Origin of the sequence: Marinomonas rhizomae (assembly GCF_003315485.1) — a bacterium.
GTDB lineage: Bacteria > Pseudomonadota > Gammaproteobacteria > Pseudomonadales > Marinomonadaceae > Marinomonas > Marinomonas rhizomae.
Genome location: NZ_QNSE01000002.1, coordinates 291,285 through 311,502, shown reverse-complemented (window position 1 = coordinate 311,502; position 20,218 = coordinate 291,285). Strand labels below are relative to the sequence as shown.

Annotated in this window: 20 protein-coding genes; 6 read left to right on the top strand and 14 right to left on the bottom strand. The window is 42.4% G+C overall.

The window, feature by feature from the left end:
• Positions 1-20: 20 nt before the first annotated feature.
• Positions 21-1,130, top strand: coding sequence for an ABC transporter ATP-binding protein (locus DFP80_RS03320; RefSeq protein WP_113915388.1), 1,110 nt, complete (start codon positions 21-23; stop codon positions 1,128-1,130).
• 252 nt (positions 1,131-1,382) lie between these two features.
• Entirely contained in the window at positions 1,383-2,990 is a 1,608-nt protein-coding gene (ushA, locus tag DFP80_RS03315) for a bifunctional UDP-sugar hydrolase/5'-nucleotidase UshA (RefSeq protein ID WP_113915387.1), read from the top strand.
• Positions 2,991-3,090: 100 nt separating this feature from the next.
• Here ushA and DFP80_RS03310 read toward each other — a convergent pair whose 3' ends face one another.
• From DFP80_RS03310 to rph, 4 genes are all read right to left on the bottom strand, one after another.
• Positions 3,091-3,609, bottom strand: a complete 519-nt coding sequence (locus DFP80_RS03310) for a hypothetical protein (RefSeq protein ID WP_113915386.1) — start codon at positions 3,607-3,609, stop codon at positions 3,091-3,093.
• Between the two features lie 105 nt (positions 3,610-3,714).
• Positions 3,715-6,129, bottom strand: a complete 2,415-nt coding sequence (locus DFP80_RS03305; protein WP_113915385.1) for a sensor domain-containing protein — start codon at positions 6,127-6,129, stop codon at positions 3,715-3,717.
• A 19-nt stretch (positions 6,130-6,148) separates the two neighbouring features.
• Positions 6,149-6,943, bottom strand: a complete 795-nt coding sequence (locus DFP80_RS03300; RefSeq protein WP_113915384.1) for a substrate-binding periplasmic protein — start codon at positions 6,941-6,943, stop codon at positions 6,149-6,151.
• A 227-nt stretch (positions 6,944-7,170) separates the two neighbouring features.
• Positions 7,171-7,893: a ribonuclease PH gene (gene rph / locus DFP80_RS03295; RefSeq protein WP_113915383.1), complete on the bottom strand. Its 723-nt coding sequence runs from the start codon at positions 7,891-7,893 to the stop codon at positions 7,171-7,173.
• Positions 7,894-8,062: 169 nt separating this feature from the next.
• Between rph and DFP80_RS03290 the strand changes: the two genes are divergently transcribed.
• Together DFP80_RS03290 and DFP80_RS03285 are read left to right on the top strand one after the other, a co-directional pair.
• Positions 8,063-8,929: a YicC/YloC family endoribonuclease gene (locus DFP80_RS03290; protein ID WP_113915382.1), complete on the top strand. Its 867-nt coding sequence runs from the start codon at positions 8,063-8,065 to the stop codon at positions 8,927-8,929.
• A 171-nt stretch (positions 8,930-9,100) separates the two neighbouring features.
• Complete coding sequence (locus DFP80_RS03285) at positions 9,101-10,810, top strand: sensor domain-containing diguanylate cyclase (protein WP_113915381.1); 1,710 nt, start codon at positions 9,101-9,103, stop codon at positions 10,808-10,810.
• A 4-nt stretch (positions 10,811-10,814) separates the two neighbouring features.
• Here the strand turns inward: DFP80_RS03285 and DFP80_RS03280 are convergent, their stop codons facing one another.
• Complete coding sequence (locus tag DFP80_RS03280) at positions 10,815-11,666, bottom strand: ion transporter (protein WP_113915380.1); 852 nt, start codon at positions 11,664-11,666, stop codon at positions 10,815-10,817.
• Between the two features lie 350 nt (positions 11,667-12,016).
• Between DFP80_RS03280 and DFP80_RS20840 the strand changes: the two genes are divergently transcribed.
• Positions 12,017-12,151, top strand: a complete 135-nt coding sequence (locus DFP80_RS20840; RefSeq protein WP_110577088.1) for an entericidin EcnAB — start codon at positions 12,017-12,019, stop codon at positions 12,149-12,151.
• Between the two features lie 74 nt (positions 12,152-12,225).
• On the opposite strand, the gene DFP80_RS03270 is transcribed toward DFP80_RS20840, so the two are convergent.
• Together DFP80_RS03270 and DFP80_RS03265 are read right to left on the bottom strand one after the other, a co-directional pair.
• Positions 12,226-12,567 (bottom strand): type II toxin-antitoxin system RelE/ParE family toxin, encoded by a 342-nt coding sequence (locus DFP80_RS03270; RefSeq protein WP_158601330.1) that lies wholly within the window; start codon positions 12,565-12,567, stop codon positions 12,226-12,228.
• The gene (locus DFP80_RS03265; protein WP_113915378.1) at positions 12,560-12,784 is read right to left on the bottom strand and encodes a type II toxin-antitoxin system Phd/YefM family antitoxin; all 225 of its coding nucleotides are present in this window, start codon (positions 12,782-12,784) and stop codon (positions 12,560-12,562) included. Before DFP80_RS03265 ends, DFP80_RS03270 begins: the two co-directional genes overlap by 8 nt.
• Positions 12,785-13,069: 285 nt before the next feature.
• Here DFP80_RS03265 and DFP80_RS03260 point away from each other — a divergent pair, with 285 nt between their 5' ends.
• Positions 13,070-13,759 carry an NYN domain-containing protein gene (locus DFP80_RS03260; protein WP_113915377.1) on the top strand — a complete coding sequence of 230 codons (690 nt, stop codon included), beginning with the start codon at positions 13,070-13,072 and terminating at the stop codon, positions 13,757-13,759.
• Positions 13,760-14,130: 371 nt separating this feature from the next.
• Here the strand turns inward: DFP80_RS03260 and DFP80_RS03255 are convergent, their stop codons facing one another.
• From DFP80_RS03255 to DFP80_RS03225, 7 genes are all read right to left on the bottom strand, one after another.
• Positions 14,131-15,990 carry an ATP-binding protein gene (locus DFP80_RS03255; protein ID WP_113915376.1) on the bottom strand — a complete coding sequence of 620 codons (1,860 nt, stop codon included), beginning with the start codon at positions 15,988-15,990 and terminating at the stop codon, positions 14,131-14,133.
• A 50-nt stretch (positions 15,991-16,040) separates the two neighbouring features.
• Positions 16,041-17,570 carry a DNA cytosine methyltransferase gene (locus tag DFP80_RS03250; RefSeq protein ID WP_113915375.1) on the bottom strand — a complete coding sequence of 510 codons (1,530 nt, stop codon included), beginning with the start codon at positions 17,568-17,570 and terminating at the stop codon, positions 16,041-16,043.
• A 158-nt stretch (positions 17,571-17,728) separates the two neighbouring features.
• A complete protein-coding gene (locus DFP80_RS03245; protein ID WP_113915374.1) occupies positions 17,729-18,028 on the bottom strand; it encodes a hypothetical protein in 300 nt (99 codons plus the stop codon).
• A 349-nt stretch (positions 18,029-18,377) separates the two neighbouring features.
• The gene (locus DFP80_RS03240) at positions 18,378-19,235 is read right to left on the bottom strand and encodes a type II toxin-antitoxin system HipA family toxin (RefSeq protein WP_241560173.1); all 858 of its coding nucleotides are present in this window, start codon (positions 19,233-19,235) and stop codon (positions 18,378-18,380) included.
• Positions 19,232-19,480: a transcriptional regulator gene (locus DFP80_RS03235; protein WP_241560172.1), complete on the bottom strand. Its 249-nt coding sequence runs from the start codon at positions 19,478-19,480 to the stop codon at positions 19,232-19,234. Before DFP80_RS03235 ends, DFP80_RS03240 begins: the two co-directional genes overlap by 4 nt.
• 166 nt (positions 19,481-19,646) lie before the next feature.
• Positions 19,647-19,856 (bottom strand): hypothetical protein, encoded by a 210-nt coding sequence (locus DFP80_RS03230; RefSeq protein WP_175020579.1) that lies wholly within the window; start codon positions 19,854-19,856, stop codon positions 19,647-19,649.
• Entirely contained in the window at positions 19,846-20,142 is a 297-nt protein-coding gene (locus DFP80_RS03225; protein WP_113915373.1) for a helix-turn-helix domain-containing protein, read from the bottom strand. Before DFP80_RS03225 ends, DFP80_RS03230 begins: the two co-directional genes overlap by 11 nt.
• Positions 20,143-20,218: the final 76 nt, after the last annotated feature.

Sequence of the window (20,218 nt, the reverse complement as noted above, 5' to 3'; positions counted from 1 at the left end):
GAAAAATTCGGAGTAATAACATGGCAAACCTAGTCATTGATAATGTGAAAAAACGCTACGGCGAGACTGAGATTTTAAAAGGCATCAACATTTCCATCAAAGCGGGTGAGTTTCTGATTTTAGTTGGCCCATCTGGCTGTGGTAAATCCACTCTAATGAACTCGATTGCTGGACTTGAGGATGTATCGGAAGGTCGCATTCTCATCGCTGACAAAGATGTGACTTACACTAGCCCAAAAGATCGTGATATCGCAATGGTGTTCCAGTCTTACGCCCTGTATCCAAACATGACCGTAGAACAAAACATCTCTTTCGGCTTGGAAATGCGCAAAGTACCCAAAACAGAGCGTGACGTGGAAGTTCAGCGTGTCGCTGAGCTATTGCAAATAAGTCATTTACTGGACCGTAAACCCGCGCAATTGTCTGGTGGTCAGCGTCAACGTGTTGCCATGGGGCGCGCCTTAGCTCGTCGTCCTCAGCTTTACTTGTTTGATGAACCACTGTCTAACCTAGACGCTAAGTTGCGCGTAGAGATGCGTACAGAGATCAAGAAGCTGCATAAAAAACTGGGCACAACCATTGTTTATGTAACACACGATCAAATCGAAGCCATGACGCTAGCGGATCGTATCGCTGTGATGAAAGATGGCGAAGTACAACAACTTGGTACACCACAAGAAATTTACGATAACCCAGCGAACCTATTCGTCGCGGGCTTCATGGGTTCACCTGCGATGAACTTTATTCCTGCAAACGTGATCGAAAAAGAAGGCACACCAATGTTGGAACTGGCCACCAGCAGCACCGTTGCTTTGCCATTCCCGAAATCAGAAACACTAAAAGACTACATAGGTAAAACCATTCTACTTGGCTTGCGCCCTGAAATGATCACAGAACCACAGCCGCATAAAGAAGGTCAGCCTTTTGTGACAACGACAGATATCGAAGTCGAAGTAACTGAGCCAATGGGTGCCGACACCATGATTCTGACTCGTGTTAACGATGCAGAAATCAACTGTCGCTCTAATCCAATGTACCCAGCTGAAGCAGGATCCATCATCAAGATGATGTTTGATACGTCCAAAGCGGTCGCGTTTGATAATGAATCAGGTGAACGTATCGATATTTAATCGCTCACTCCGCCATGGGTTAAACACCATTAAGCAAGCCTGTCACAGAGCGCACATCTCTGTGGCAGGCTTTTTTTTGTGAAAAACGTCAGGTTTTTGCACAAATGGTCAAAATTACTGCACAGTCTCTCGAACTTGTCACAAATATGAGATACATTTTGAGAACCGTAATCAAAAAAGCAACTCCATAGTGGTATTTGATTATCTCGAATCGAAGAACTGCCGACTAATATCATGTAAAGGAATCAAACCATGAAGTTTACCAAGCGTTTTATCACGCAACTGGCCATTACTGGTGTCGCGTTATCTGTGACAGCGTGTTCTATGATGGGGCCGCAAAAACCAGATTGGCAAGAAGACAAAGAATATCGCGTCACTATTTTGCACACTAATGACCACCACGGTCGCTTCTGGCAAAACAGTAAAGGCGAATATGGCATGGCCGCTCGTAAGACTCTAATCGACAACATTCGAGAAGAAGTCGCACTAGACGATGGTAATTCCCTATTACTGTCCGGTGGTGATATCAATACGGGCGTACCAGAATCTGACTTGCAAGATGCCGAACCAGACTTCCGTGGCATGAAAATGCTCAAGTACGATGCCATGGCGTTGGGTAATCATGAATTCGACAACCCTCTTTCTGTCCTGAAGAAACAACAAGAATGGGCTGGCTTTCCTTTCCTTTCTGCGAACATTTTAGATGCAAAAACGGGTAAACCCTTGTTTGATGCTTACAAAATCTTCCAAGTAGATGATCTGAAAATTGCGGTTGTGGGTTTCACTACTGATGATACAGCCAAACTAGGAAATCCCGAGTTTCTAGATGGCATCAAGATCGAGTCACCTATTACTGTCGCTAAAAAACTGATTCCTGAGCTGCGTAAAAAAGCCGACTTAGTCGTTGCCGTTACTCACATGGGGCACTACCAAGATGGTAACTACGGTGGCAATGCTCCTGGCGATGTAACACTAGCCCGCACGGTTCCCGGTATCGACGTTATTGTTGGTGGCCACTCACAGAACCCTCTTTTCCAACCTGACGAGCAAAACGGCACGCTGATCCTACAGGCACATGAGTGGGGTAAATACGTTGGACGTCTTGATTTTGTCTACAAAAATGGCGCGATCGTTTGGTCTGAATACAAACTGATTCCCGTTAACTTAAAGAAAAAGATCAAAACAGCCGATGGCAAATCTGAGCGTGTTTTCATTGAAGAAGAAATCGCACAAGATCCAACCATGCTTGAAATGCTAACGCCATTCCAAGAAAAAGGTCAGAAAGAGCTTAATATTGAAATTGGTTTCTCAGAAGCAGACTTCATTGGCGATCGTAGTGTTGTGCGTAACCAAGAAACCAACTTAGGCAACTTGATTGCTCTCGCAATGAAACAAAAAGTTAATGCGGATATTGGTGTCATGAACTCCGGTGGTATCCGTGACAACTTAGAAAAAGGCGTTGTAACCTATAAAAGCGTGTTGAAAGTTCAGCCTTTTGGCAACATGGTGTCTTATGTTGACTTCACGGCCGATGAGCTAACGGATTACCTTTCTACAGCCGCAGCGAAACAAGCTGGTACTGGAGCATTTGCTCAATTCAGTGGCGTGTCTTTAACACTAAAAGATGGCCAAGCGACTGACATCATGGTGAACGGTAACGCCTTAGACGCTGGAAAAACTTACCGCATTGCGATGAACAACTACTCTGCTTCAGGCGGTGATGGTTACCCTAAAATCGTTGATCATCCAAACTACGTTAACTCTGGTTATGTAGATGCTGATGTTCTAGTGGAATATATTCAAATGAATTCACCACTTGATGGCGCAAGGTTCGCTCCAACAGGTGCGGTTAAGCGTTAAATCACACCATCTATGAGATAAGATAACGAATAAAAAAGCGCCAGTAGACATGCTGCTGGCGCTTTTTTGTTTGATAGCTGATATAAAACAGCGAGAAGTATTACTGCTTTTTATAGTTTAACGACCAAGTTAAAGGTGTCGGTAGTTTTTCAGATTCTAACTTAACGGTGAAGAGTAACTCATTCTCCCCAACTTGCTTCCAAGTGTTGGTGCGTTTTCCTCGCTCCGATTCAAGCACAACAACCACAGCATCATTCGTTTGCTGATAGGTGCCAGAGATTTCGATGCCTTCTTCGTCTTTCTTGATCACTTCACCATTAGCTGTAAGCGGTATGGTATCGGCTTCAGCCTCGTCACACTGGAACTGAAACTGCGACGTTTGCCAACCCAATGACCATTGCTGGCAGATCTGTGTTTGCTTTTTCAACACAGGGCGTGCCAAAGCCCGAATAAAAAAGTTCATCTCTTGTGCCACGTTTTCAACCGCTTCGTCCAACGTTGCCTGAGTGCTACCTGCGTCCTGTAAAACCCACTTCCCAGCCAAAACATCATTCGATGCATACGCACTAGTACTAAACGCAATGGCAGCCACAACTCCAACACCAATCAGTTTCTTCACCTTGCTTCTCCTTATTTTTATTGTGAATAAATAATCGCAGAGTCAAGGAAACTTGTAAGGCGCAAAAACGCGCACAATGACTAACATTTAACGCCATTGCTGCGATTAAGCTTTTTGGGGCTGCAATGGAAAAGTGATAGCACTAGAAAGGTAATGAGTTGCCATACCCACGTTGACCGGTTTAGCGAAGTAATAACCTTGGTATTTCAAACAACCTATGTTGTTTAGAATCTCTTTTTCTTCCTGATGCTCTACACCTTCAGCCAGCACAGACAGCTTCATGTGCGCCGCCATAGACACTATTGTATTAATAATGACATGACTCTGTGGATCGCTAGTCAGATCTCGAACAAAGGATTGGTCAATCTTTAATTGTGTAATAGGAAAATGCTGTAAATAACGCAACGAAGAATATCCAGTCCCGAAGTCATCAATCGAAAAGCGTATGTTATGCTCTTTGAGTCGCCACATTTTCTCTGCAACTGAGGTGATATTCTCTACCAACATGCCTTCGGTAATTTCTAGATCAAGTAGGCTTGGGTCCACTTGAGTCCGTTCTATCACGCCGTAAACGGTTTCAACAAAGCACTCCTTGGCAAACTGATACGGACTGATGTTTATCCCTACGCCTTTAAATGTCGGCGGTAAGCCCAAGTCTTGCCATTCTTTTAATTGATGGCAAACACTCTCTAAAACCCAATTCCCGATCTCATCAATTAAACCGACTTCTTCAGCAACCGGAATAAAACGATTTGGTGGTACCAAGCCAAGCTCTTCATTAAACCAACGTATTAGTGCTTCAAAACCGATCAATTGTCCATATTCACTTACTTGAGGCTGATAAACTAAATAAAATTCATCCTTACTAATCGCGCTGTGTAGCGCTTTTTCTAACAAGGCCCGCTCGGTAATTTGCTGCTGCATCTCCTGTCGATAAAAACGATATGCATTGCGGCCACTTTCTTTAGCTTCATACATGGCCGCATCAGCTTGACGCATAATCTGCACGTCATCCGCATCACCTAAAGGGAACAAGCTCACCCCTATACTTGCCGAGATAAAAAGGTCGGCTTGCTCTAATCGAAACACGTGGGATAATTGAGAAAGCAAGCTCTCGGCGATAAAACTGGCTTTATTTTGAGCTTCATCTAAGTTGCTCCCTAATAACGGAATCAGCAAGACAAACTCATCACCACCAATCCTTACCGCCGTATCCGATTCAGATAAACAGGAAACAATACGCTTCGCAGCCTCCACCAAAAGCGCATCACCTATATGATGGCCCATCGAATCATTAATATTTTTAAACCGGTCAAGATCAATAAACAACAAGCCCCCTATTTGACCATTATCACGCGTGCTCGCGATCACTTGTTGCAGGTTTTGATTTAAAAAACGCCGATTGGGGAGGTTTGTTAACGCATCATAGTAGGCAAGAAACCTCACTTGCTCTTGGTCTTTTTTACGTCGTGTAATATCTCGAAAAGACGCGAGGAAATATGTTTCATTATCTAACGTAATAATGTTTCCACATACTTCCACAGGAAAGCTCTCACCGTTGCTCTTATGGTAACTTGCCTCATATATTTTAGGGGCGTCTTGGGAGTAATTGCTCCAACCCTTCAACAAACTCGGGTCCTGCCCGGGATCTATATCTTGAATAGTTAGCGTTAATAATGTGGGTGTATCGTACTCTAATAAACGGCAAGTCTGCCCATTACAGTCTACTATTTGACCTTTTAAGTTCGTCAGTAACATGCATTCGCTAGACTGATGCAATACCGCTTTAAAATAGGCTTCACTCTTTGCTAATTCGCTTTCTACTTTTTTACGTTTATGCCAAAGCGCTGTAATAGTGCGAGACAAGATGCCCAGCTCATCTTCTCGTGATGACTGCTTGAATTTTAGTTGAGTCGGCTCATCCCTTTCATTTTCAAGCACATTTAATTGCGCAATAACATGAGATAAGGGTCGCGACACTTGGAAATAAAACAACATGAACATTGCAATACCAAGCAAGGATGCAGATATGAATGAAGTAGCAATTAAACGAATATTGCGATGAACAAAGGCATTTGTTACCGCGGCATTATCAATGGACACAATCAGCGTACCAACAACCAATTGGTTATCACGTTTGAGTACTAACTTGAACTGTGGTGGCAAGCCTCTAAAAATGTTTTCAGATAACCAACGTAGCGGGAAAGAAGCCAAAGAACGGTACATACTGGCAAGTTCGTACCCTAAATCATCTTCTAACCTAGTCTTATGAAAATTTGTCGAGCGCATTAACCCAGTCAATACCGTTTTTGCTAACTCTTCATCAAGATAATAAGCCGCTTCTACTGCTGAGCTTTCCACAATATACAGCGTCGACATAACCTGATTATGAATAGTTATTTGCTCTTCTTTCCAATCTAAAAAAATTTGAAAAGCACTCATAGCCAAACTCAGCACTAACAAAATCACCAATGCCCATTTGGCTTGCGTATAAGACAGCCGCTTACGTAGAGCTAACATAATCCCTCGCTATATCTGGCTACTGAATTACAAAAGAGATATCGTACTTCTTGAGTAATGCCTTTCTTTGGCCATTCGTATTCAATTCTTCTAATCCTTTATTTAATACGTCACGCCATTTTTCAGCGTCGGGGTATCGCTTACTAAAACAAACCGAATAATGATCTAGATCCAATTCGGTCACATCATAGAAGCTCAATTGATCAATAATCTGCATGCGCTTTGCGGCAAAAATAGCACTGTCTCGTTCCGTCATAAAAACATCTTGATTACGATGCAGCACCACGTTAATTCCTTGATCCAAACCAGATACAGAAGTATATGGCTGACCAATGCTTTCTAGAATACCAACCTGAGACCAACCATTCACAACCGCCACATTGTAATTTTTAAGCGTATCGAGTGTCGTCACCTCATTCTCAAGAAAGGATTTTCGAGTAACAAGAGCATTAACAGAATCACTAAGGTGATCAGAAAATATAGCAAACTCTTCTCGAACAGGAATTCGTCGACAAGACACTGCCCCTAAGATCAAACCTGCTTTGACGTCTCTCATAATCCGCTTCCAAGGACTGAGAACAATACGTACAGAAACGCCTTGCGTCGCGTACGCGGCCCTTAGAATGTCAACATCAAAACCATAAACCGATTCCGTTTTAGCAAAATCAGAGGGCGGTGGAAGTAACGCAGCATCAATAACGTGAGGCGGTACATGCACAGTATGTAAAACAATTTCTTCTGCGAAAAGAGATCTAGCAGGCATTAACAAACAGCCCAAAATACAAGCAACTAAAAACTGACAGGCTCTTTTCATGACACTCTACTTTCCTCTCTATTCTAAAGAAGATTAGATATTCCATCCTTGTCCAAATATGAAGCAGAAACCAACGTGACTCAAGCTTTATACATTACCCAGGTTGCATTTTTGCAAATCGTTACATTGCAAAAAACTGACTACAATCCATACAACAGGCAAAAAAAATCTAGCCGAAGCTAGATTTTAGAAAATTGGCATCAAGAGCCTCGGCTTTTATTGGTCGACTACTCTTTATCGAACAGAGCCGCGCGCTGCGCTTCTATAATTTCAGCAATGCCTTTACGAGCCACAGCCAACATGCCCATCATGTGTTCGTCGCTGAACGCTTCGCCTTCGGCAGTACCTTGAATTTCGATGAAACCGCCTTTATCGTTCATAATAACGTTCATATCTGTTTCGGCGTTAGAGTCTTCAGGGTAATCCAAATCCAACACAGGCACGCCTTTATAAACGCCCACAGAAATGGCTGCGATTTGCGAGGTAATTGGATTTTCTTTGATCTTTTTGTTCTCAACTAAAACACGCATGGCATCCGCCAACGCAACAAAGCCACCCGTAATAGAAGCGGTACGCGTACCGCCATCCGCTTGGATCACGTCACAGTCAATCGTGATGGTGTTCTCACCCAATTTTTTAAGATTCACCGCCGCCCGCAAAGAGCGACCAATTAAACGCTGAATTTCAACCGTACGACCAGTTTGCTTACCGCGTGCGGCTTCTCGATCCACTCGGCTGTGGGTAGAGCGAGGTAACATACCGTATTCTGCTGTAATCCAACCCTGGCCCTTGCCTTTCAAAAAACGCGGCACGCCATGAACCACAGTGGCAGTACAAATAACTTTCGTGTCGCCACATTCGATCAGCACTGAGCCTTCTGCATGCTTAGTAAAATTACGTGTGATTTTCAGGGGACGTAATTGATCTGCTTCTCTTCCGCTTGGACGCATACTTGCTCTCTCTGTTTATTAACCATGATAAAGGCATAATTATAATGATCTTAGATAAAATTGCGCCCCCAGCAGCCGGAAAACATGACATTTAGCAAACCTGTCGAACCCCGTCTCGTTAGGCTACAATGTCGACTTTATTTTTTGATTTTTTACGTAGGAACTCAAGATGACAGCAAGCATGACCGCCTTCTCGCGCCAAGAAGCCGTATTCGATTGGGGCACAATTAGCTGGGAAGTTCGCTCAGTGAATCAGCGCTATCTAGAACCTAACTTTCGTCTACCAGAAAACTTCCGCGAGCTTGAGTTTGCTTTCCGTGACGTGCTGCGCAAAAAAATAAACCGTGGCAAACTAGAATGCCAACTGCGTTTCCAAGGCGTAGACAAAGCGGCCACCAATTTAACCATTAATCCAAACAACGCCCAAGCCTTGGCAAACGCCATCAATACACTAGGCACTTGGTTTAAAGATCTGGATCCTGCCAACCCACTCGATATCCTAAAATGGCCAGGCATTCTCAGCGAGGAAGGCAGCGATTTCGAAGTAATGAAAAAAGCCGTCGTCGAACTCTTTAATCAATCGGTCGACGAGCTCATTCAAGTACGCCTACGAGAAGGAGCACAGCTAAAAGACATCATCGAACAACGCCTAGACGCCATCGATACCATCGTCGTAGAAGTACAAGCCAAATTGCCAGAAATTATCGCGGCACAAAAACAAAACCTACTCGACAAACTCGACGCAGCCAAAGTCGATCTCGACCCAATGCGAGTCGAAGCTGAAATCGTTCTACTGGCACAAAAAGCCGACGTGGCTGAAGAACTAGACCGCCTAGCTACACACACCAAAGAAGTGCGTCGCCAGCTACAACAAAAAGGCCCAATCGGCCGCCGACTCGACTTCCTAATGCAAGAACTTAACCGCGAAGCCAACACCCTTTCATCGAAATCCATCGTCGTAGAAACCACCCAAAGCGCCGTGGAACTGAAAGTTCTAATTGAACAGATGAGAGAACAGATACAGAACATCGAGTAATTATGCCTAGGGAATATCAGCTGAAATGCAGATATTCCCTACATTCTTCTTATTATCGTCTTAATCGAAGCGCTCCAACCCCAAACAATTCAGACACGATCTTTTTTCTGATCAATCGGCTAGAATGCATTATTAAACGAAAAATACAGCTCTCGTTACGGAAGATGATTCATGATCAATTCTTACTCTCAACTTTTTATTCGCATATGCCTGCTTTTTGTAACATGGGGATTTTCTAGTGTGGCGAATGCCACTATTCCCACTCAAGTGATTCAAGGTTCTTCCATAAAGCTAGAACAGTTCCAAATGGGATACTTTGTTGATAAAACAGAAACAATGCCCGTCTCTGAAGTCCAAAAACAAGAGTTTCAGTTATCTCCAAACGGCGTCTCATTGGGTACAACCTCAAAAATGACATGGGCGAAAATTGAAATCGAAAATGCGAATACAACCCCGGTCAAAATTTATCTTCACCATCCTTATGCATACCACAATCATAAGGTGGAACTGTATGAGATCATGAATGGTGAACTAACTCGCGAACGCATACTCGACATGGATAGAAAAGAAACTCAACAATGGATGTATCGAGGCAGCGCGGTGTTTGATATCACATTAGCGCCTCACCAACACAAAACGCTCCTGGTCAAAAGTCAGTCGTTTTCGCACCAGTGGTTTACTCTTAACCTATACGATGAAGACCAATCTAAAAGAGCCTTATTGGGGTTATACACAGACATCGCCTTACTAACAGGTATGCTGTTGGCGCTGATGATCTATAACTTCTTACTCTTCTTCTCGTCACGATTAAGAGAGCATTTCTTTTACGCCTGTTATTTAGTTGCTGGCGGATTTTGGATTGCGCTCTCTTACGGGTTACTCGCTGATCTTTTCAATGTATTTGGCTCCATCACGCTAAAATGGCATTTGTCGTTAGTTGCTATGCCGATATTTTTGCTGCTTTTCATGATCAATATTTTTGAAACCAAGAAAAAATATCCCATAGAGCATTGGGCACTGCTATCAATTCTTACCTTACTGATTTGCGACTTTGTCTATGGTCTGTTCGATATGATAACGGCTCTGAACTATTCTAGTACGCTGGCCGCTATCATGATGGTCATTAGTATTTCCGTCACCATCTCGATGCTCATTCGTAAACACCCAATCGCCCCCTTCTTTTTACTCGGTCACGGATTGTTTGTAGTGTTTAGCACCATAGCGGTCTTATTTTATAAAGGCAAAGCAGAATTTACTTACGTGAATAGCCACGGTGTTGGCATTGGCATCATGCTCGAAGCGCTCGTTTTATCACTTATCATCGCCTATCGGATTCGTAAACTAGAAGCAATAAAAGCATCGCAAGACGAGCTTAAACTACTCGCTTCAACAGACTCACTAACGCAGCTCTTCAACCGACGTCATTTTAATACTGAAGCGGAATATTTACTGCAACAGGCCAAACAGCTTCAACAACCTGCAGCCATCGCCATGTTTGATATTGATCATTTTAAACAAATTAACGACACCTATGGTCACGGTTTTGGCGATAAAGTCATCGTACAAGTAGCGAATACCTTAATGGAGGAGTGCCGTGAACAAGACATTTTAGCTCGTTATGGCGGCGAAGAATTTATTATCTTGATGACCAATACATCGACTAATGAAGCGCTTAACTTAGTTGAATGGGTGCGGCAAACGCTAGAAAAGAAAGCGATAGAAGTGAACAACCTTCACACCGTACACTTTACCGTTAGCGTGGGTATTGCCGCTGTAGACATAGAAAATCCCGACTTAAAGAACAGCATAAACCAAGCCGATAAAGCCCTTTACCTAGCTAAAGAAAACGGCCGGAATCAGTCTCAAGTATATGAAGCTTAGAGGATTAACGCGACTCGCTTTCCTCTTCCTGCGGCTTATTAATGTCGCGACGCAATGCTTGTAGCTCAGATTGAAGTTGTTGCATTTTCTCCAATAACTGTTGCTGTGTCACTTTCTCAGCGTCTAGCTCATCTTTGTTATCATCGTCATGCATGGTCTGCACTGCGTTGACGATGACGGCAATAAAGAGATTCAGCATAGTGAAAGTAGCAATCAGAATAAATGGAATAAAAAACGCCCAAGCATAAGGGAAGGCTTCCATTACAGGACGCGCGATGCCCATTGACCAACTTTCTAGCGTCATCACCTGGAACAGCGTATATAGGGAAGCACCTAAGCTACCAAACCACTCAGGAAACGCCTCACCAAACAGCTTGGTCACCATAACCGCGGCCACGTAATACAATAGACCCAACACCATGGCAATGGACAACATGCCATTTAGAGACTTGATTAACGCCCCGACAATTTTTTTCATCGATGGAACAAAAGTCAGTACGCGCAGCACCCGCAAGACTCTCAGCGCGCGTAATACCGCAAAAGGCCCACTGGCAGGGACTAAGGCGACCCCCACAACGATAAAGTCAAAGACATTCCAGCCGTCTTTGAAAAACGCAAAACGGTGTACAAACAAACGAATACTCAACTCAACAACAAATACCGCCAATATAGCCTTGTCTAAGGCTATTAAGAATGAGCCCGCGATAGTCATCACCTCTGGCGAGGTTTCCAACCCAAGAATAACGGCGTTGATTAAAATCAATGCCAATAAAACACGCTGTATCGTCGAATTTTCAATAACCGTTTTAAGGCTCTGACGAATCGAACCTGTTGGAACCACCGATGTACTGGACATCTATCACCTCAATTCTAAGCAACCCCAAGCTGGGGATAAATTGACGCTATTCTATGTCAGAGCCGAAGAAGGTCAATCTCTTTTGATGTAAACAAATTGACCGATTAGAGAATCGTAAAAAAGCGCTCCTCCCTAGGGCTTTTAGTAAGAAAGGCGCTGAAATATAGACGAGTAGACTTTTGGCTAATAAGTCATGACTTTTACTAGGTTAAAAGCACCTTCGCCAGAATAGCTCAATGTTCGGCTTAAAAATCGAATGCTTTATCCTAAGTTAAATCAAAATAGTGGATTACCCTTTACAAAACTTTTTGTTAACCTGAAAAGACCCCTAACAATAAAGAGGTTTAAACATGAAGTTTCCATTATTAGTAATTGCAGTAACACTTGCACTAGCTGGCTGCGCAAATACTTGGGAAGGCGTGAAAGAAGACTCTTCAAAAGCTTACAACAGCACAAAAGAAACGATCCATGAAGCAACCGAATAAGTCGTTTTTTGTAAGTCATAACAGTATTTCAAAAACCCGCTTTTACATTATGTAGAAGCGGGCTTTTTCATCATCTACAGCACCAGCATGGTTTCATAAAGCAGCTGCTCGATGCGTTGTCGACTGTCCATCACAGCAATCAGTACAACCTTGTTCGCCTCTTCATCGACTCGATAGAAAACTAAGCTGTGCTGGTCTACCAGCATTTGGCGATAGTCCATAAAACCCAAAGCGGATAAACGCTCACTGATCGGGGAGGAAAAAGGATGAAGACTCAGTTCCTGAACTTGTTGTTTCATTAGGCTCCGAGCGTCATCGGCCACGGCAGCCCCATGTTTGCGAGTTAGGAATGCAGATAGCTTTTTAAGTGTCTCTTTAAATACTGGCGTAGCGACAACTTGAAAAGACTCAGACATCAAATGCCTCATCCAAAGACAGCTCACCCTTTTGATTCAAACTACGCTCAGAAAGGTTGATCAGCTTAAGCAAAGCAATGGTTTCTTGCTGCTCATAGTAAGCCCGCGAGTCTTGTACAACATACACTTCTTTTCCGTTCTGAGTGACGTGCAAAGGATTATCTAACGAGAGGTTATTGGCATTTGCTTTCAGGTAGGACACGGTTTGAATATTCATAAAAAGCCTATCAGTCTAAATATGGACTAATTATAGACTGATAACTTGCTTTAGCCTACCTCACGTTTTCTCTAGCACTCTGACAAAAATAGATTAATTCGCCTTGATATAGCCTGAAATTATAAGGTTTATATAATTGATAGCTTATATGAAATTCAAAGTTATCAAAATGATCACTACCATAAGTATTACAACTCAGCCTTGTACGCAGCGATTAAGTTACGCTGGCTGTTAAGGCGAAAAAACCGGCTTTGGCCGGTTTTTTCACATCTAAGGATAGATAAAATGAGAACAACTTTTTTTATTGATGGATATAATCTATTTTACGGCTTACTTGCCAATACTTCCTACAAGTGGCTCGACCTACCCGCCCTACTAACTCACATCACAGCAATCGAAAACCCTAAATCAAAAACCGCAGCAATTTACTACTTTAGTTCACCAGTAAAGCCAGAATTAGCGAGTCGGGGAACTCAATCAAAAGAAGCGCAGGATTCTTATATCCGAGCGCTAAAAGCTTGTGGTGTTTCTGTAACAATGGGAAGGCATACTCTCGAGCCAGCACAAGCCCCAAGGTTTGTTAACAAATCGACTCGACCGTCCCGGCAAGATAAGGTTGATATCTGGAAATTAGAAGAAAAGGAAACAGATGTTAATTTAGCGGTTAGCCTGTATCGCCTCTTGTCTAAGCAACAAGCTTTACACACGGAAGATCAAATTCAACAAATTGTGCTGGTTTCTGCAGATACTGATATCGGCCCTGCTCTTCAAGCAATCAAAGAAGACTTTCCTCATATAACAATTGGTGTCATTCTTCCACACAGAGAAGGTATTAAACGTGGCGCACCAGGCACACTTCGCAACCAAGCAGATTGGATGCGGACAATTGTTAGGAATGAAGAACTCGCTGCAAATCAGCTACCTGATAAAGTACCGACCAAGAAGAAACCAATATTTAAACCTGATTATTGGTAGCCAAATCTAGTGCGATTCTTTAATTCCCTACAAAAACAGATAGAGAACTTATGAATGGCCGTGTGATTTTCAATATACAACGATCTATCGTATTCAATTTGCAACGCGCCTGCTAATCAAGCTGATGCCGCTAATATTCTACAGGTATTCTTCAAAGCCGCAATGATAGCTCTGAGGGGTTCAAAAAAGCAGATCTAATCTCCACTCCACTAGCATTAAACCTGCAATAAAAGAAATCTACCTCAGCAATAATTACCAAGCGCTTAACTTAGGTATTGGCTGAACATCCCTTAGAAGGCTTTGAAGACATTAAAGGCAATAAGCCTATACCAACCTATATGTGAAGAGCCAATAGGCTTTAATATTTAAAGTCAGCTATTATGCTGATCATAAGCTTCTATAAATTCCTTATGGTACTCTTTTGATTGCTCAAGAAGTTCACGGTATGTCTTAACAAAAACCTCTCCAGTTTCGGCATATGTTTTCTCTTTCGATCTAAATTTCCTATCTTCTGATTTACTACCGCCAACTACATAACAAACAACTCGCGAGAACCCTGTCTGAGAAGCATACCTTTCTTCTAAATAGGATACATACTCATAAGCTTGCTCTATGGCTTTTACATCGACTTTATAGCTACTACGCTTAATTTCGATTACATAAAGAATTTCCCCTAAAGCATTACTACATAAGAAATCAATACGGCGCTCTTGTTCCCCTAACTCTTCTTCAGGATAAGTTTCTTCAAGAAGCTTTGAGTACGTGACTTCATCACGGAACTCTAAGATCCGAGGATCTAAAAGCCATGAAAACTTCTTCAAAAAATTATGCAGAGTGGGGACTTCTCTTGTATTTGTGTTTACATAGTTCTCGAATTGTTTTATTACTTCGACACGTGAAATAGCCAAATCACGATACTGCTTGGATTCTATAGATTTCCATTCATCCATTAAGCGTAGCAACTTAGGAATATCCTCCGCTGATTCAGATAAATCAGCTATAGAAGACGCATACTCTTTATAAGCTTGGTTATCAAACTTATCCATCACGCTTCCAATTAACTCTGCTGATTCACCCACATCAATGTTTGAGTTTTCTAAAATAGGATTAATTATCTTTTCGCCCAAATCTCTTTCAAAAGATGGCAGCTTCGCCTTCCATTTTTCAAGCCCAACTTTATGTTCTTTTTCTACAGCTTCTAGCTTCACTTGGGCTCGGCGTTCTCTCCACTCTTTGCCAATGACTTTAATAACTGTCTGTAGGTAGCTTTGTAGAGAACGCGTTTCTTCATGCTCCCAGTTTAAGGAGTGTCGATCAGTAGAAATTACGTCATCTTCAAAATCATCAATAAAATCGACTTCTAAGTAACCTGTAACATAGTTGTGGAATTGATCATTATCACGCGCACCATAAAAGCTTGCAACGTTGACAATTTTACCCCTAGATGTGAGGTATATCCCCCTCATTTCTGTGTCTCTAACTGGAGTTTTCAAAGTAATCACAGAACCTTTCATTTGACCCCAGTAAGAATATTCTGAGTCAAACTTTTCATCAGGAAACTCCCAAGTAAACTCTGTATTTAAAGTTTGGTATTTTAGATCATTGGTTATATGAATTTCTGACTCACTCTCCCCATTTCTAGTAATTCTTGTATCCATTTCACTAAATATAATAAATTTTTTAGAAAGACTAAGAGCAATATCATCTAAATTAAAACCACTTTTACGGCGAATCTTTTTTAAAATGATCCTAGTTCCTGATTTGGCAGAGGTTCGCTCATCAAAAGCAAGCAATTCTGGAGAGTATTCATTTCCACGGCTTCCCTTAATTTCTTGAAGGTTCATAGTGAAATGATTTCTTTTCCCCTCTTTGATAGAAATTACTTCGATCTCATCACAGATACCAAAAACAGACAGTTTTCCAAGGCCTTTTTTTCCAATAACGGGGCGACCAAGAGTACTATATTGTCGTTGAGTGTCACGACGACGATTACGACCTATGACTAGGTATTTATTATTAAGCTCTTCAAAAGTCATACCCTCGCCATCGTCTTCGTAGATGATCTCCTTTGCATTTTCCTGCTCAGAAAAATCGATAGTTACAACCTTTGCATCCGCATCCCATGAATTGCTGAGTAACTCAGAAAGCACGCTAGGGAGTTTTGAATAAAGCGAAACACCTAGATGCTCAATTGTATTTGGGTCAAATTTTAGAATAAGTGAATCAGGCATATTTACATCCATATATTTTAACTGCGACTGCAGTCTATTAATGCGAAAGATTAAACTTCAAGCAGCCTCATTACAACCCACCCTATCTGCTGTGCCAAGTATGGTGGCACAGCATTTCCAACCTGCACGTACTGCTGTGTTCGATTGCCTTCAAACAAGTAGTTATCTGGGAATGTCTGCAAACGTGCCGCTTCTCGTACCGTTAAGCTACGACATTGTTTTGGATCGTAATGAATAAAATAATGCCCGTCTTTGGAAATGTGGCTTGTGACCGTTGTAGCATATCTATTGGCTGCTTGCGTTCTAAAGCGATCAGCATGGGCACCTGACTTCCAGTTTTCGTGTTTTGGTGCTAACTCGTCTGGGAAATCTCGAGATTTAGGTGAGATATCACCTCTAATATCTGTATAGGCGGCACTGTAAGCATACCGGAGTAAATCACTTTCCATATGACCACGTGTTTCATGGTTAAGCACTTGGCAAGGTTCATTTTTACGGTACCAATCAGCAAGACTCTTTGGTACTAAATTGAGTGGAGTAATAGGCTGTGTGGCAGAACGAGACAAGTTATTGAATGGTTGCAAGTCTAGGCTTTCTACTCCATCGAATTGCTTTTTTAATAAGGTTTTTATGCGTGCTGAGTTTTGCGAGACAGCCTTCTCCCATGCTTGCGGTTCATCTTTACGTTTGGAGAATCCACTTCGAAGTTTAGGCAAATCATCAATCGCCTGTTTAACAGACACTTGTTCGTCAGAACGAGTCAACGTTTTGGGGGCTTTTTCTATATCGCTACGTACACCCAATAAAATGACTCGGTGACGCGCTTGGGGAATTCCATAGTTTTCAGCCCTTATAAGGTAATCACTTGAATCGTTATAAACTGGATTATCTTTATCTGAGGCTTCAACAACTAAGGAGTAAATTTTGTACCTAGGACTCGCTATACCTGTCGCTTGCTCTGGATTACGTAGATCATTTAGGATGCTTGGAAACATGATTTTTTCGGCAATTTTGGCCGAAAGTATGCCTCTAACGTTTTCCATCACAAATGCATCAGGCTGAGCGATAGAAAGTACTTTCAAATATTCTCTATATAAAAAATTGCGATGGTCGTCTTCTGCTTTATAGTCTTTAATTCCTGCATTACGAGAACGACCAGCCAGTGAATAAGCTTGACATGGCGGCCCACCTATAACGACTTTTGGACAATCACTATGTAGCTTTACGAGTTCGGTAATTCGTTCATGGATGATTTCATTATCATCACCTAGCGCTTTAGGGCCATAAAGGGTCTCGGTTTCTGCCTCTTCAGTTTGCTCAGGAAATAAATCGAAAAGTTGCTGACGTGTAATACTTCCAGCCAAGTATGCGTTGTAGCTCTCTAAGCCACCTTCAACATCTTTAATTTTTCGATAAAAAGCACGTGTTGTAAGCGTTTTATGGGCTGACGCTTCTTTCTCAACGGAAATACCTATCTTAAAGACAGCATTACCTGTTTCATCTTTCACTGACGAGAAGCCTTCTCCCAGCCCACCAGGCCCAGCAAATAGGTCAATTACTAGTACTTCTTTATTCTTCATTCGCCCAACAGCTTAAACTTAAAATCGCCCAATCATACTCGCAAAAATAAACGAGGCAAGATTCCATACTAACGTGACTTCATATAGATAGTTTCTTCGTATACGTATCCGCTTTACTTAAAGCAAAAGCCTCTAAAAACCACCACGTCAAAAGTAAATTAGGAAGAAAGAAATCCAATCAGTTCACTCACATACTCGGAACGAAAAAGATCTTCTTTTGATGAGTCGCTGTAAATCTCTGGCGATTCATCATCCCCTTCATTGATAGCTTTACACACCGTGTAACGAGGGCTATCAGGGTCTTCTCGTTGGGCTTTGTCTTTGTATTCTACCCACAGTTTGTAGTATTGATCCTTCACTCGAAAATAGAACGAGGGACAAGTATCATTCTCATAGCTACAATCTTTTAACGTAACGGGTAGTTCGCTTGACTTAAAACCCAGTTCAAATCGGCTCATTGTCTCTCCTTAAACACCAATATACTGTATATAAAAACAGTATAAATGTTTTGAGTGCTTTTGCTAACTTTTTGTAACTCTCGCAACGCGTATATGATCTATTCTGTCTATCGCTTAGCAGAGCGTCACCATCGAGAGGTAGTCATGTCGAAATTTTCCCACTTTTTCGACATGAAAAGACCAAATCCTTATGACATGTCTATTTTTTCGTGTTTTTTATACATAACCCAAAAGACATCTGCTTGCCTATGTCTCTTTCTAAGCCGCGTTCAAACATTAAACGCTTCTTGTTTGGCTAGTTGTTCGCTGCGGCGGATGCCGAGCTGGTTGGCGATGCTTTGCCAGTGTTTCACGGCACCGAGCACTTGATCATAGATGCGGGTCGCTTCGTTGCGGTCATGGCGGAGGAAAAATGCACTCTCTGCGTGCCGATTCGGTCAAACCGTTTGGTGATAAAAGTATGATGTTCAGAGGAGTATCGACGGATTTCACTGGGATACATCTCTACGCCAGCGGCTTGAGCCAGTTCGTAGCAGACCATTTCCCAAGCCCCCACATCAAAAACATCACTTTGATTGGGAAATTTGGCAATCCAAAGGTGATCCTTCTCGTCTGTTACACACGCTTTTGGCCGAGCACCACCTAACGATGAGCCGGGAGAAATCAACATTTTTAGCCAGCGATAATATTCATCGCTCTCAATATTGTCGTCTTTTTCTATTTGGAGAGCGGCATATTCCAACTCTCGTAGAGAGGCCATAGGCGGTGCAGCAAACTCGCTGTAGTTATCTAAGTTGTCATCTAAAAAGTCTGTCGAACCAGCGAGTTTAAAGCGAATTCCGCCCATTCGATAAGAGTCATGTACACCTAATAAATAGTCTAATTCAGTGAGTCGACTTGTTGTCCTTAAGCCTTTGTTAAATTCAATGGCGGCTCGTCGCTTCATGAGAATTCGACCCCAAAGATCCGGTGATGAATCCAAAAAGGCACGGAAGTTTTTATCGAGTGAATCGTTATACAGTTCGCCATCATGAAGCGTTAGCAGTGGATCTATCTGTAAGCGGTAATCTGATGCTAGAAAGGCTTGATCGTAAGCAAAGCTAAACACACCACCTCGGCTGCTTTCTGCGAACGTCAGCTGTCCCACTAACAAAGGCGGGTCGATAGGCATCCAATGGGCATAAACCTCCACCACTCGACGGCTCATTTCCTGCCCTCCAGTAGCTTAATGTTTTGCAGCTTAACGCCTACTTCGTCATGGGCAGCCAATGTCGAGAAATTGCCCTCCATACCAAGCACAGCCATGACTTTAATATAAGTGCCAATCGCCACACCCGGATCGCCCGCAAAGACTTTGTTCACTGTTTTGTTATCAAACCCGGTACGGTCACAAATCAATTGCTTGGTAAAGCCTCGCCGTTTAGCTGCCAACAACAAATCTTCACCGAACACACGCAAACCTTGAGTTGTTTGGGAAATAACACTCGGTGCATGTCTCTCTTAGGCATTTCATTTATCCCTATTCAAAAATAGGATTGTGTTCCTATATTTTTAACTATTATAGGAATACAGTCCTATCTTGATAAGCCTTCCTGTACAGCCAAGATTTCGTATCGGTTCATTCCCCCAACAAACCTTTGTTATCTTGCCAACAAGCATCCAGTTGTTTTTCTATCAGACGCACGGTATCGGGTTTCACGCCGAGTGATAAAGCGGCGTCATGAAACCCTGAGAGAGACTCTACAATTTCTTCTATCGCTTGTTGGGCTTGTTCCCAGCTTGCAAAGCTGGCGGTCGTGGCGAGTTTTTGAATGGGTTTAAAAGCCATCTTTCAACACCTCTTCAATGGACGTTGGCATACTAGATTGATTATTTTCTGTATTTTGAGTCAACGCAAAGAGCCGCGATAGATCATCGAGACTTTGCCAGAGTAACAGTAGCTGACGAAAGGAAATCTGCCCTGTCAGTTCGAACTTTTTAATAGTAGGCGCGGGCACGCCACTGCGAGTGGCCAATGCATCGCGAGACAGTTTTTCTTGCTCTCGCAGCTTACGAAGATGCGCCGCAAAAGCGTGCTGTACGTCGCTGTCGTCCAGCAATAGGAAATGACTCATAGAAACAACCACCCATAAAAAAGATACAATAGTATCTATTTTAGTCTAATTTTAGATTTTTTGGATATTATTATGT

What these genes read in the sequence shown, in the direction of transcription:
- rph (WP_113915383.1), bottom strand. Translation starts at nt 7,893, where the DNA reads ATGCGTCCAAGCGGAAGAGAAGCAGATCAATTACGTCCCCTGAAAATC.
- DFP80_RS03255 (WP_113915376.1), bottom strand. Translation starts at nt 15,990, where the DNA reads ATGCCTGATTCACTTATTCTAAAATTTGACCCAAATACAATTGAGCAT.
- DFP80_RS03270 (WP_158601330.1), bottom strand. Translation starts at nt 12,567, where the DNA reads ATGTCTGAGTCTTTTCAAGTTGTCGCTACGCCAGTATTTAAAGAGACA.
- DFP80_RS03245 (WP_113915374.1), bottom strand. Translation starts at nt 18,028, where the DNA reads ATGAGCCGATTTGAACTGGGTTTTAAGTCAAGCGAACTACCCGTTACG.
- DFP80_RS03305 (WP_113915385.1), bottom strand. Translation starts at nt 6,129, where the DNA reads ATGTTAGCTCTACGTAAGCGGCTGTCTTATACGCAAGCCAAATGGGCA.
- DFP80_RS03300 (WP_113915384.1), bottom strand. Translation starts at nt 6,943, where the DNA reads ATGAAAAGAGCCTGTCAGTTTTTAGTTGCTTGTATTTTGGGCTGTTTG.
- DFP80_RS03320 (WP_113915388.1), top strand. Translation starts at nt 21, where the DNA reads ATGGCAAACCTAGTCATTGATAATGTGAAAAAACGCTACGGCGAGACT.
- DFP80_RS03240 (WP_241560173.1), bottom strand. Translation starts at nt 19,235, where the DNA reads ATGAGCCGTCGAGTGGTGGAGGTTTATGCCCATTGGATGCCTATCGAC.
- DFP80_RS03290 (WP_113915382.1), top strand. Translation starts at nt 8,063, where the DNA reads ATGACAGCAAGCATGACCGCCTTCTCGCGCCAAGAAGCCGTATTCGAT.
- DFP80_RS03265 (WP_113915378.1), bottom strand. Translation starts at nt 12,784, where the DNA reads ATGAATATTCAAACCGTGTCCTACCTGAAAGCAAATGCCAATAACCTC.
- DFP80_RS03250 (WP_113915375.1), bottom strand. Translation starts at nt 17,570, where the DNA reads ATGAAGAATAAAGAAGTACTAGTAATTGACCTATTTGCTGGGCCTGGT.
- ushA (WP_113915387.1), top strand. Translation starts at nt 1,383, where the DNA reads ATGAAGTTTACCAAGCGTTTTATCACGCAACTGGCCATTACTGGTGTC.
- DFP80_RS03230 (WP_175020579.1), bottom strand. Translation starts at nt 19,856, where the DNA reads ATGGCTTTTAAACCCATTCAAAAACTCGCCACGACCGCCAGCTTTGCA.
- DFP80_RS20840 (WP_110577088.1), top strand. Translation starts at nt 12,017, where the DNA reads ATGAAGTTTCCATTATTAGTAATTGCAGTAACACTTGCACTAGCTGGC.
- DFP80_RS03260 (WP_113915377.1), top strand. Translation starts at nt 13,070, where the DNA reads ATGAGAACAACTTTTTTTATTGATGGATATAATCTATTTTACGGCTTA.
- DFP80_RS03225 (WP_113915373.1), bottom strand. Translation starts at nt 20,142, where the DNA reads ATGAGTCATTTCCTATTGCTGGACGACAGCGACGTACAGCACGCTTTT.
- DFP80_RS03280 (WP_113915380.1), bottom strand. Translation starts at nt 11,666, where the DNA reads ATGTCCAGTACATCGGTGGTTCCAACAGGTTCGATTCGTCAGAGCCTT.
- DFP80_RS03285 (WP_113915381.1), top strand. Translation starts at nt 9,101, where the DNA reads ATGATCAATTCTTACTCTCAACTTTTTATTCGCATATGCCTGCTTTTT.